The sequence below is a fragment of the Planococcus sp. 11815 genome, assembly GCF_051096385.1.
In the GTDB taxonomy this organism is placed as follows: domain Bacteria; phylum Bacillota; class Bacilli; order Bacillales_A; family Planococcaceae; genus Planococcus; species Planococcus citreus.
Genome location: NZ_CP096991.1, coordinates 72,823 through 85,000, shown reverse-complemented (window position 1 = coordinate 85,000; position 12,178 = coordinate 72,823). Strand labels below are relative to the sequence as shown.

At 49.2% G+C, this 12,178-nt stretch carries 12 protein-coding genes and 1 tRNA gene; 1 reads left to right on the top strand and 12 read right to left on the bottom strand.

The window, feature by feature from the left end; translation table 11 throughout:
- Nucleotides 1–70: 70 nt before the first annotated feature.
- The 11 genes from lysS to tilS form a co-directional block, all read right to left on the bottom strand.
- A complete protein-coding gene (gene lysS / locus M1Q06_RS00385) occupies nt 71–1,555 on the bottom strand; it encodes a lysine--tRNA ligase (RefSeq protein ID WP_434400924.1) in 1,485 nt (494 codons plus the stop codon).
- 155 nt (nt 1,556–1,710) lie between these two features.
- Nucleotides 1,711–2,202, bottom strand: a complete 492-nt coding sequence (gene folK, locus M1Q06_RS00380; protein WP_434400922.1) for a 2-amino-4-hydroxy-6-hydroxymethyldihydropteridine diphosphokinase — start codon at nt 2,200–2,202, stop codon at nt 1,711–1,713.
- On the bottom strand, nt 2,199–2,564 hold the full coding sequence (gene folB / locus M1Q06_RS00375) for a dihydroneopterin aldolase (RefSeq protein ID WP_434400920.1): 366 nt from the start codon (nt 2,562–2,564) through the stop codon (nt 2,199–2,201). Before folB ends, folK begins: the two co-directional genes overlap by 4 nt.
- A 2-nt stretch (nt 2,565–2,566) precedes the next feature.
- Nucleotides 2,567–3,373: a dihydropteroate synthase gene (gene folP / locus M1Q06_RS00370; protein ID WP_434400918.1), complete on the bottom strand. Its 807-nt coding sequence runs from the start codon at nt 3,371–3,373 to the stop codon at nt 2,567–2,569.
- Nucleotides 3,374–3,511: 138 nt separating this feature from the next.
- Nucleotides 3,512–4,453: a cysteine synthase A gene (gene cysK / locus M1Q06_RS00365; protein ID WP_434400916.1), complete on the bottom strand. Its 942-nt coding sequence runs from the start codon at nt 4,451–4,453 to the stop codon at nt 3,512–3,514.
- Between the two features lie 97 nt (nt 4,454–4,550).
- On the bottom strand, nt 4,551–5,483 hold the full coding sequence (locus M1Q06_RS00360) for a peptidyl-prolyl cis-trans isomerase (RefSeq protein WP_101189169.1): 933 nt from the start codon (nt 5,481–5,483) through the stop codon (nt 4,551–4,553).
- Nucleotides 5,464–6,345 (bottom strand): Hsp33 family molecular chaperone HslO, encoded by an 882-nt coding sequence (gene hslO / locus M1Q06_RS00355; protein WP_058382210.1) that lies wholly within the window; start codon nt 6,343–6,345, stop codon nt 5,464–5,466. The genes M1Q06_RS00360 and hslO overlap by 20 nt, the downstream gene beginning before the upstream one ends.
- 17 nt (nt 6,346–6,362) lie before the next feature.
- Nucleotides 6,363–7,130, bottom strand: a complete 768-nt coding sequence (locus tag M1Q06_RS00350; protein ID WP_101189168.1) for a type III pantothenate kinase — start codon at nt 7,128–7,130, stop codon at nt 6,363–6,365.
- 105 nt (nt 7,131–7,235) lie between these two features.
- Nucleotides 7,236–9,251: an ATP-dependent zinc metalloprotease FtsH gene (gene ftsH, locus M1Q06_RS00345; protein ID WP_434400913.1), complete on the bottom strand. Its 2,016-nt coding sequence runs from the start codon at nt 9,249–9,251 to the stop codon at nt 7,236–7,238.
- Nucleotides 9,252–9,372: 121 nt separating this feature from the next.
- Complete coding sequence (gene hpt / locus M1Q06_RS00340; RefSeq protein ID WP_058382213.1) at nt 9,373–9,924, bottom strand: hypoxanthine phosphoribosyltransferase; 552 nt, start codon at nt 9,922–9,924, stop codon at nt 9,373–9,375.
- A 22-nt stretch (nt 9,925–9,946) separates the two neighbouring features.
- The gene (gene tilS, locus M1Q06_RS00335; protein ID WP_434400910.1) at nt 9,947–11,338 is read right to left on the bottom strand and encodes a tRNA lysidine(34) synthetase TilS; all 1,392 of its coding nucleotides are present in this window, start codon (nt 11,336–11,338) and stop codon (nt 9,947–9,949) included.
- 121 nt (nt 11,339–11,459) lie between these two features.
- On the opposite strand from tilS, the gene M1Q06_RS00330 reads away from it, so the two are divergent.
- Nucleotides 11,460–11,533 (top strand) — tRNA-Met (locus M1Q06_RS00330).
- A 42-nt stretch (nt 11,534–11,575) separates the two neighbouring features.
- Here the strand turns inward: M1Q06_RS00330 and M1Q06_RS00325 are convergent.
- Nucleotides 11,576–12,037: a DinB family protein gene (locus M1Q06_RS00325; protein ID WP_434400908.1), complete on the bottom strand. Its 462-nt coding sequence runs from the start codon at nt 12,035–12,037 to the stop codon at nt 11,576–11,578.
- Between the last annotated feature and the right edge of the window lie 141 nt (nt 12,038–12,178).

The following is a 12,178-nucleotide window of genomic DNA, read 5'->3' as shown; positions in this document are numbered from 1 at the left end:
GTGATGAGCGCAATAGTTTTTTTAAAAAAAGCAGGTAAGCTAAACAGCTCACCCACTTTTCACTTCCAATTTATTCTTTTGGCCGCATCTGAGGGAATAATAACACGTCTCGTATCGATGCTGAGTTAGTTAGTAGCATAACCAGGCGGTCAATTCCGATTCCTAAGCCGCCTGTTGGAGGAAGACCGTATTCCAAAGCTTCGATAAAGTCATCATCCATTTCATGAGCTTCATCGTTTCCTTCTTCTTTTTCTATGAGCTGCGCTTCAAAACGTTCGCGCTGATCGATCGGATCATTCAATTCTGTAAAGGCGTTTGCATGTTCTCTCCGCACGATAAATAATTCAAAGCGATCTGTGAATCGCTCGTCTTCAGGATTCTTCTTGGCAAGGGGAGAAATTTCAACTGGGTGCCCATAAATGAATGTAGGCTGGACTAATTGTTCTTCGACTTTTTGTTCGAAGAATTCATTGAGAATATGGCCAACTTCCATAGTCGGTTTGATTTCAATTCCATGTTCGTTAGCGAGCGCTTGTGCTTCTTCCTTCGACATGTGCTGCCAGAAATCTACACCAGTGTAGTCTTTAACTGCATCTGCCATGTGCAGACGTTTCCAGCCCGGAGCTAGATTGATGTCTTCTTCTCCATAACGGACAGTGGTTGTGCCAAGGACTTCCTGTGCAGTGTGTGCAATTAAGTTCTCTGTCAAGGACATGATGTCATTGTAATCAGCATATGCTTCGTAAAGTTCGAGCATAGTGAATTCTGGATTATGACGGGTAGAGATGCCTTCGTTACGGAAGACGCGCCCGATTTCATAAACTTTTTCTAATCCACCTACAATGAGGCGTTTCAAATGAAGTTCGATAGCAATACGAATGTATAATTGCATATCTAGCGCATTATGATGGGTAATGAACGGACGTGCAGTGGCTCCTCCGGCGATTGAATGGAGCATCGGTGTTTCAACTTCCAAAAAGCCTTGGTTATCCAGATAGCGGCGCATCGCTTGGATGATCCGGCTACGCAAGATAAACGTCTCTTTGCTATTTTCGCTGACAATTAGATCAAGATAACGCTGGCGATAGCGTTGTTCAACGTCTTTCAAGCCATGGAATTTTTCCGGCAGCGGGCGAAGGGCTTTTGTTAGGTATTCCACTTCTTGTGCTTTTACGGAGAGTTCGCCGACGTTTGTCTTGAAAACAGTGCCGCGGACGCCGATGATGTCTCCCAAGTCTGCGGTTTTGAAGAATTCATAGGAATCTTCCCCAATTGCGTCTTTACGGACGTAGATTTGGATCTGCCCTTTCAAATCCTGCAGGTGTGCGAATCCGGCTTTACCTTTTCCGCGCTTCGTCATGATGCGGCCCGCGATAATGACTTCAGCGGACTTTTCTTCTAGTTCTTCTTTCGAGAATTGGTCATATTGCTCGACGATCTCTTGCGAAAGGTGCGTGCGTTCGAAACGTTTTCCGAATGGGTCGAGTCCATGCTCACGGAAGTTTTGCATTTTCTGGCGGCGCACCACTAATTGGTCATTCAACTCTTCTGACATATCCTACACTCCTTTTTCTGTTAAAACCACGTGCTTTCGTGTATTTATCCATTGTACACAATTTTTCGTGCCGTTACATAAGAAAAGCTGCCGTTTTCTTGGCAACTTCTAATCCCCTTCTTCGCAGTTCTTTTAATTGCAAATAATCTTGTTCATTAATTTGCATCACGCAAAAATGTATTTACGTCATTATACGTTTTCCACACATGTACTTCCTGCATCTCTAAATCTTCCGGAAGAATGAGGGAGGGCATCAGTTCCTGTAAAGGCACAAGCACGAATGCCCGCTCATACATGCGGGGATGTGGAATGGTGAGCCTTTCGGTTGCCACCTGCTCTTGGCCGTACAGCAACACATCAAGGTCCACTGTGCGCGGGCCCCAACGAACCAATCGCTCCCTGTGCAAAACTTGCTCAATTTCTTGGCATATATCCAGCAACTCTAATGGAGAGAGACTGGTTTCCAATCGGATAACAAGATTTAGGAATGCATATTGATCGAGATAGCCGACTGGAGCCGTTTCGTAGATGGAAGACATTTTTATGTTCGAAATGGAAGGATTCGTTTGAAGCAAGCGAACCGCTTCTTGAAGCTGGGCTTTCCTGTCTCCTAAATTCGAGCCCAAGGATAGGTAGACTTCATTCATCGGAAGTTGCCTCGGGTGATGTCGATTGCTACTGATTTGTAATGGCCAGGGATTGGCGGGTCAGGTTTGATCAATTGAACGCGGACTCCCTGGACCAGCGGAAATTGGCTCAATAATTCAGCAGCTACTGTTTCGGCCACGGCCTCGACCAGCTTTTTGGGTTCTCCTTCAATAACTTCGCGACATGTTTCGTACGCTTCACCGTAATGAACCGTATGTTCCAGTTCGTCAGTTTCCCCAGCACGTTTTAAATCGACGGCAAGCGTCACTGTCGCCCGGAAACGCTGTCCGAGTTTTTGTTCTTCCGAAAATACACCGTGATAACCGTAAAATTCCATTTCGTTTAAATGAATATAATCCATGTCTATCCCTCCACTTTTATCTTGCCTGTTAAAAAATCCATCATCTTCACTGTCTGCACCGTTTCTTTGACATCGTGGACACGCACGACTTGGCAGCCTTTCGTGACACCGAAAGCTGCTGTTGCGAGAGAACCTTCCAAGCGCTCATCGACTTTTGCATCGAGTAATTTACCGATGAATGATTTACGGGAAGTGCCGAGGAGTACGGGGTAGCCCATTGCTACGAGCTGATCTAGCCGCTGCATCATCTCGACGTTTTGGGCGAGCGTCTTAGCGAACCCGATGCCGGGATCGAGCCAGATGTGTTTGTCCGAAACGCCTGCATTTCGGGCGATGCGGATGCTTTCTTCAAGGTCTTTTTTTGCGTCTTGCCAAAAATCATCGTAAACCGCTTCGGCACGGTTGTGCATTAGAATGATCGGCACTTGTTTGTCTGCAGCCACCAGGGCGATCTCGGGATCGTATTTGGCGCCCCAAATATCATTGATGATATGCGCACCGGCCTCGACAGCTGCTTGGGCAACGGCAGATTTGTATGTATCGATGGAAATAATTGCCTCTGTCTGTTCCCTGAGCGCCTGGATGACCGGCACTACCCGAGCGATTTCTTCTTCGTCAGAAATTTGTGTATGGCCAGGGCGTGTCGATTCGCCGCCTACATCGATAATGGAAGCTCCATCCTTTAACATTTGCTTGGCGCGGGCCAGCGCTTTTTCGATATTATCGAATTGCCCGCCATCGGAAAACGAATCCGGTGTCACATTCAATATGCCCATCACTTGCGTTTTTGCGAATACATTTAAGTCCATTTTTTCCACCGTCCATATATGAATTGAAGGAATCGATCATTTCCTGGGAAATACTATTATTCAAACTGCTCTTATCTTATCGTGAATCTGCGGTTTCTGCACAAACAAAAGAGCCCTCTTCTCAGGGGGCTCTGCAAATCATCCGTTATTTTCGTCAAATTGGTAAAGCGGAGTGCTCAAATAACGTTCACCGTTTGATGGCAAGATCGCCAATACTTTTTTGCCTTTACCGAGTCTTTTCGCCAGTTCAAGCGCTGCGTAGATCGCGGCTCCTGATGACACACCACCAAGAATGCCTTCTTCGCGTGCCGTTCTGCGGGCAAATTCATACGATTGCTCATTGCTTACTTGCATGATTTCATCATAGATTTCTGTGTTCAACACGGCTGGCACAAAGCCAGCACCGATGCCTTGGATTTTGTGGGGGCCTGGTTTCCCGCCGGACAAGACCGGGGAATCCGTCGGTTCGACAGCTACGATGTGGATATTCGGGTAGTGTTCTTTCAATACTTGCCCGGCACCAGTAATCGTGCCGCCTGTCCCAATGCCCGAAATGAAGCCGTCCAGTTGATCCATCGCTTCGACGATTTCAGGCCCTGTGGTCAGACGGTGCACTTCAGGGTTTGCCTCGTTATTGAATTGCTGGGGCATGAACCAGGCGTTTTCTGCCGCCAGTTTTTCGGCCGTCTTGATGGCGCCGTTCGGGCCGTTCATGCCGTCTGGGCCTGGCGTTAACACTAGTTCCGCACCATATGCGCGCAACAAGTTGCGGCGTTCCATGCTCATGGTTTCAGGCATGACGAGTACGCTGCGGTAGCCTTTTGCTGCAGCGATCATCGCGAGGCCGATCCCTGTATTGCCGCTTGTCGGTTCGATTAAGGTATCGCCTTCTTTTAAGTCGCCGGATTTTTCTGCTGCTTCGATCATCGCGAGTGCAATCCGGTCTTTTACGCTGGAGCCCGGGTTGAAGTATTCCAATTTAACGTAAACTTCCGCATCTTCAGGTCCTGTCAGCCGGTTTAATTTAACAATCGGTGTTTGCCCAATCAATTCGGTAATTGAATTTCCTACTCGTGCCATGTTTACCACTCCTAATCCCTACTATTTTTGTCGACATTATTTATTTTATCCTATCAATTGCGGCGCGAACTGTCAATCTTTGGAGAGCGCCGTCGTATTATTCCCCTTCGCCGTAAAACCATTCAGCATTGAATTCTTGCCAAAAAGCTTCGGGAGAGACGGATTGAGGCAATTGTTCGAGGGCAAGTTCCCGGCTGATATGTTCTTTCACTTCGTCGTAGCTGAATGTACGGCCTTCGATTTTTTCTTTAACCATAATGACGGCGGTTCGGCCATCTTCAAGTGCCAGCGGGGCAGACCACGAGCCGGGTTCGATGGATTCGACCGTTTTTGCGATTTGGGAATCGATCGACTCTTGGCCTGGAGATACGAAACCGATATCTCCTCCGAGATTGCCGGTGGCGTTATCGATGGAACGCTCGCGGGCAAGCGCTTCAAAGCTCGAGCCGCTGTCGAGTTCTTTGATCGCCTCTTCCGCTTCCGCTTTGGAATTCAAGACGATCATGCTTGTGCGGTATGAATCTTTAACGTCATAGATGGCCCGGTTGTCTTCATAGAAATCCTTGATGGCCTGGTCATCGATGAGGACATCTTTCGTCAAGACTTTCTCCAAGATTAATTGCGCTTTCACTTTTTCACGCTGTCGTTCGTTGTCGTTGGCGTACAACAGTTCTTCGGTACCGTCTTGCGCGGTCCGCATCATGGCCAATTCAAGATCGATTTCCTTATCGGATACTTCGATGCCGTAATCATCTGCTGCAGCGGCCATGACTTTTTCATTGACCAATTCGAGAAGGGCACTTCGGCCGTGCTGCTGTTCCATCGATGCCATCCATTCGGCACGGGTAATTGCCTCGCCATCGACTGCTGCGACTTCCTCGTTTGCGGCACTGCTACCATTTGGAATGAGCCAAGCGATGAACCATAGCAAATTGGCCAGCAATAAAATACCGATGACCATTAATACGGGTTTCGTTTTCAAGTGGCGTTTCTGTTTCGGTGGTGTTGTGTTATTTCGATTCGAGTTCATTGAGCAGCGCTTCCAATTCTTCTTTGTTGTAATGATATTTCTCGTGGCAGAAATGGCATTCAGCTTCCGCTTGCCCGTCTGTGTCGATCATTTGGCGAATTTCTTCTTTCCCGAGCCCTATGAGGCCTTCGGCAAATTTTTCTTTTGAGCAAGTGCACTTGAACTGGACAGGCATTTTCTCGAGAATCTGGACGTTATCAGCACCCAGCACTTCTTCCAGGATACCTTCAGGGGTGAGCCCACGCTTGATCATGGACGAGACCGGTTCGATATTTGCCAAGCGTTTTTCGATCAATGTAATGGTTTCGTCATCGGTATCGGGCATCAACTGAATGATGAAGCCGCCTGCTGCGAGTACCGAATTATCGGTATCAACGAGAACACCCAGGCCAACAGAAGAAGGCACTTGTTCGGACACCACGAAATAATAGGTCAAATCTTCCGCGATTTCCCCGGAGACAATCGGCGTCTGTCCTGTGAAATAATCGCGCATGCCTTGGTCTTTGACGACCGACAGCATGCCATCCGTGCCGACGACACCTTTGACGTCCAACTTTCCGCTTTTGCTGTCGACATGGGTTTGCGGGTTGGCGACATAGCCGCGCACATTGCCTTTGGCGTCGCTATCGACCAATAGATATCCAATCGGCCCGCCTGCTTCGATTTTCAAGGTGACGCGGTCTTCTCCTTTAAGCATCGCGCCAAACATCACGCCGCCTGTCATTAAACGCCCAAGAGCTGCGGTTGCAGCAGGCCATGTTTGGTGGCGGCGCTGCGCCTCCCCTACCGTTTCTGTCGTATTGACTGCAAATGCACGAACGTTGCCATTAAAACCAAGTCCGCGAACTAAATAATCTGGCATAGTGATCATTCCTTTCCTTACGCTTGATTGCGTTTATAAATGAAGTGCAGGCCTTTCAATGTCAAAAACGGGTCGACATGGTCGATCATATCCGATTCTGCGGCAATTAACGGCGCAAGTCCGCCTGTCGCGATGACGGTCGGATGCTGCTTGCTTTGTTTTTTCATGCGGGTGATGATGCCTTCTGCTTGGCCGACGTAGCCATAGACGATGCCCGCCTGCATGGCCGAAATGGTATTTTTCCCGACGACCGAATCGGGACGCGCGATTTCAATGCGCGGCAATTTTGAGGCACGGGTGTATAGCGCTTCAGTCGAGCTTTGTATCCCCGGGGCGATGGCACCGCCTTGGTATTGATTTTTTTCGTCGATGTAACAGAAGGTATTGGCAGTGCCGAAGTCAACGATGATCAAGGGGCCGCCATATTCCTGTATCGCTGCGACGGCATTGACGATACGATCCGCACCGACTTCACGCGGATTTTCGTATTTGATATTGAGGCCGGTCTTGACGCCAGGCCCGACGACCAGTGCTTTGGTGTGGAAATATTTTTGCGCCATACGCTCTAGCGCAAACATGATCGGCGGGACGACGGATGACATGATGACGCCGTCAATCGCTTCAAAGCCCAGTCCGACATGATTCAAAAATGCTTTGATCTGCATGGCGTATTCATCTTCGGTTTTGTGGCGGTCGGTTTCCATCCGCCAATGGTGCAGCAATGTTTCATTATCGTATACGCCAAGGACGATATTGGTATTGCCTGTATCCATCACTAAGATCATAAATTCTCCCCATTTATCTGCTGAATTTCCAACACATCATACCATAATTCTACAAAAGCAAAAAGCCGGCGCCAAGCCCTTTTCAGGGGTGGCGCCGGCTTTCGGTTATTTACGGTCTTCTCGGATCGGTCCTTGCGAATCAGTGGATGAGCCTTCTTCCGGCAAATCTCCTGATGATGGATCATTCGGTGCGCCCGTCACATCCGGGTTTACCTCGTCTGAATCCGTTTCGCCTTCTTCATCTTTTTCGTATCGGCCATTCAAGGCTTCATACGAACGTTCCGGTAAGGTTCCGTGTTCTTTCAAATGCATGATTTGTGCAGCATCAAGTGTTTCCACTTCGAGCAATGTGTTGGCGAGAAGTTCGAGAAGCTCGCGTTTTTCCGTGAGGATCTCTTTCGTCCGGACATATTGCTCTTTAATAATGCGCTGGATTTCTTGGTCGATCTCGAATGCGATGGCATCGGAATAGTTTTGATCCGAATTGAAATCGCGTCCAAGGAAGACGTTTCCGCCTTGGGATTGGCCGAATTGAATCGGGCCGATCTTATCGCTCATCCCGTATTCAGTCACCATGCTGCGGGCAATCGCTGTTGCGCGCTGGAAGTCATTGTGCGCGCCAGTGGATACTTCACCGAAGACGATATCCTCTGCAACACGACCACCTAGCAAGCCGGCAATCTTATCGAGAAGTTCTGGTTTGGTCATGAAGTAACGGTCTTCACGTGGCAGCATGACGGCATATCCGCCAGCCTGGCCGCGCGGGACAATCGTTACTTTATGGACGATATCCGCATCATCCAGAATCAGGCCGATTACGGTATGCCCTGATTCGTGGTAAGCGACGATATTGCGTTCTTTTTTCGAAATGACACGATTCTTCTTAGCCGGACCGGCAATAACGCGGTCTGTCGCTTCGTCGATATCGGACATGTCGATTTTCTTTTTATTGCGGCGAGCGGCTACAAGAGCTGCTTCGTTCAATAAGTTCTCAAGGTCTGCCCCGGAGAAGCCAGGCGTCCGCTGGGCGATCGCCTTCATGTCGACAGTGTCGTCAAGCGGCTTGTTGCGCGCATGAACTTTCAACACTTCTTCGCGTCCTTTAACATCCGGGCGGCCGACTGTGATCTGGCGGTCAAAACGGCCAGGACGCAGAAGTGCCGGATCCAGGATATCCGGACGGTTGGTTGCAGCGATGATGATGATGCCTTCGTTCGCGCCGAAGCCGTCCATTTCGACGAGCAATTGGTTGAGCGTTTGTTCACGCTCATCATGCCCGCCGCCAAGGCCGGCGCCGCGCTGGCGGCCGACTGCATCGATTTCATCGATGAAGATGATACATGGTGCGTTTTTCTTCGCGTTTTCGAACAAATCACGAACACGTGAAGCCCCGACACCGACGAACATTTCGACGAAGTCCGAACCACTGATGGAGAAGAACGGCACGCCTGCTTCGCCAGCTACTGCGCGGGCAAGCAAAGTTTTACCGGTACCCGGAGGCCCGACAAGCAAGATCCCCTTCGGAATGCGGGCACCGATTTCACCGAAGCGTTTCGGATCTTTCAGGAAGTCCACTACTTCGACAAGCTCTTGCTTCTCTTCATCCGCTCCGGCTACATCGTCGAAGCGAACTTTTTGTTTCTGGTCATCGTATAATTTCGCCTTGCTTTTCCCGAAGTTCATCACTCGGCCGCCACCGCCGCCTTGTGATTGGTTGAGCAAGAAGAAGAACAGGATGAAGATGATGATGAATGGAATGATGCCGGTGAAGAATGAAACCCATCCGCTAGTTTGCGGCGCTTTCAAAAACTCGACTTCCACTCCTTCTTGTGCTGTTGCAAGCTCATCGATTTGTGCTACCAATGCTTCGTTCTCGATCGGCACATTGGTCACAAACGATTCGCCTTCATCGTAACTGGCCAGTTCACCGGTTACTTCGTACACTTGTGCGTCAGGCTGGATTGTGACGTTCTCAATCTCACCCGCGTTCAGTGCTTCCAAGAATTCGTTATAGCTAATATTTTGCGTCGGTTGGTTGCTATTATTGAAAGTTCCTAGAATACCGATGATGACTAGGAATATCAGTAGATAAAATATGGTGTATCGGAATATTCGATTCATCCCGCGCCTCCTCACAAAGTTTCCCAAAACTATACTAAATACTAACACAGGGACAAAAATGCATACAATGAAAAGCCTTTACGGCATGCTTGAAATCATCGGCTCTTTGAACGTTCTTTGACTATTCCTCTTCGCCGCTATAGACAGCCGGCTTAAGAATTCCAATATATGGAAGGTTGCGGTACTTTTCTGCGTAGTCCAAGCCGTAGCCGACAACGAACGCATCCGGCACTTCAAAGCCGATATAATCCGCTTTTAAGTCCACTTTGCGGCCAGTTGGCTTGTCGAGAAGAGTGACAATTTTAATGGAATTCGCTTTGCGGTATTTGAACAAGTCTACCAAATAGCTCAGTGTCAGCCCACTGTCGATAATGTCTTCGATGATCAGCAAGTCACGGCCTTCGACGCTTGCGTTCAAATCCTTGACAATTTTGACTTCGCCTGAAGAAACCGTTGCGTTTCCATAGCTTGAAACATCCATGAAATCCATTTCCACATAACCGTCAAAACGTTTCATGAGGTCGCCCATGAATGGCATAGCGCCTTTTAATACGCCGATGGCAAGCGGGTATTTCCCTTCATAATCACGCGTCAATGTGTCGCCGAGTTCGCGTGCTTTTTCCTGAAGCTGTTGTTCGCTGATCAATACTTCTTTAATGTCCTTTTGTAGCATGGTGGGCCTCCTAGTTTCTTCCTCATTTTGCATAGTCTATGCATTGTTCAACTAATACTCGGTTGTCTTCCGAACGCTTGGTCCGGCTCAGGCAAGCGGCGGTGCGCAAACCGGGCACCAGTAATACTCGATTTGTTCCGGCTACGATGATTGGCCAGTTGTCCCGCTGTTGCGATGGGATCTTCTCATCAATCATCAGCCGCGCCAGTTTTTTCGCCTGGTTCATGCCCGCAAGCAAGATGCGGTCGCCAGGCTCCCTTCCGCGGAGCGTAAAATCCGTCTCTTCGGAGTGGAAATACCAAAAAACGGCATTCTCTGCTTCCGGCTCCTCGCCCACTGGCACAACCCGGTAACGGGAACCCAGGACAGGCGGCGACCAAACATGGCCGATATCCGCCCGCTGGCGCTGGAGGAATTCTTTTGATTTTTCAAAGAATACCTGGTCGTATTGGCGTATCATCATATAATTTTGCGGCAAATGTAAAAAAACAGTGCCCGAGGAACTTTGCAGCAGCTCGCGCACTTGTTCCGCCAAATGGCTCGTTATTAACACTCGCTTGTCATCATATAGATAGTTTAATAGTAGTAGAACCATCCTTTTTTGTAAAGCAGAGGGATGGCTTCTGAAACTTTCGGCAGAAATAAGCAATTCCTGACCCGATAGCAGCAATTCCTTTAGCGTTTGTACGGCGAGCTGCTGGAGGAACGCTGCATCTTCATTAATCTGTTCGGCAAGCTCGGAAAAGTGTAACGAAGCGCGAGGGTTTTCTTGTGCCATCGCCGGCACGATGGTCTTGCGGATACGGTTGCGCGTGTAAGCGTCACTGGCATTGCTCGGGTCTTCGCGGTATGGCACTTTGTCCAGTTCCGCATACTGGGCAATTTCCCGCTTGGTGACAGCAAGCTGCGGCCGGACGAGCATGCCGCCGCCAAATGGCCGCTTGATGCGCATGCCAAAAGCCCCGTTTCGCAGGCTGCCGCGCATGCCTTCCATCAAAATCGTCTCCAATTGGTCGTCTGCATGATGGGCCGTGATGAGGACGGTGGATTCCGTTTTTTCCATCACTTGCTCGAATATCCGGTAGCGCTCGTTCCGGCAGACACTTTGCGTGTTTCCACCATTTTCAGCTAAAATCGCAGGGATAGGGACTGCAAAACTTTCACACGGCACCTCCCACAGCTGGCAATGCTGCTCGACGAAGCGGCGGTCTTGCGCAGATTGTTCCCCCCTCAGCATGTGATCGATATGCACTGCTGTGAGGTGTACGCCCAATTGATGCCGCTTTTTCGAGAGAAAATGCAAAAGAACCATCGAATCGATGCCGCCCGAAACGCCGATGACGAGCCGCTCGCCAGTTTCGAATAACCCGTGTTTTGTATGGTATGCAAGCATCGTTTGTTCATAATGATTCACGGCATGCCCTCCTGTTCTGTTTATTTTCCAGCCTGAATAAAATAAATATCGCAAAAACATAAAATGCTAATTGACATATATGTATTAAGGATAGTATGATATAAACTGTTCGTTTGAACAAGGCGGCGTAGCTCAGCTGGCTAGAGCGTACGGTTCATACCCGTGAGGTCGGGGGTTCGATCCCCTCTGCCGCCATCCTATCATAAGCAGCGCCCTCCATCATGGAGGGCGCTTTTTTTATGTTAAAAAAGTATCGATCTGCTTGAAATGGTGGGCATCGTGTTCGGTGAGATCCCCGAAATAGCGACCCATCGTCATGTTCTTATCATCAACGTAGAACACGGCATTCCATTGACTTGGAGTGGCAGATGCCAGCCGCTCTTTCAACAAACGGCGTTCTTCAATAGCTTGTGTGACAATGGACGAAAAATCCATCGTGTCGGCTTTATCGATGGCACGGCGGTTGAATTCATCAACTTCTGGCAGAGGATCCAGATGCGCCCCTTCCTTCATGTGCGGCAGCCGCTCGCTGCGGATAAAACGGTCCCATTCTGCGAGATGCATGACCATCTGCGCGATTGACCATTTGCCGTCTGCGATCGGCTTATGTGCGTCATCGGATTCGGATAAGGTCTTTTGGAGCGATTCCATGTAGACTTCGTAGTCGTCAAATGCCTGAAGGACTTGCTGTTGTTCCATCCTTTCCACACCTTTCCGCTGTATCGTGCAGGACGAAAGCCTGCTGAGCTGTCTACTTACTTAGACAAACGCCTCCCATTCTCCTACCGCTTCGCACTTTTCGGGCGATAAAAAAACGCCCTCCCCGAAAGGAGAAGCGTT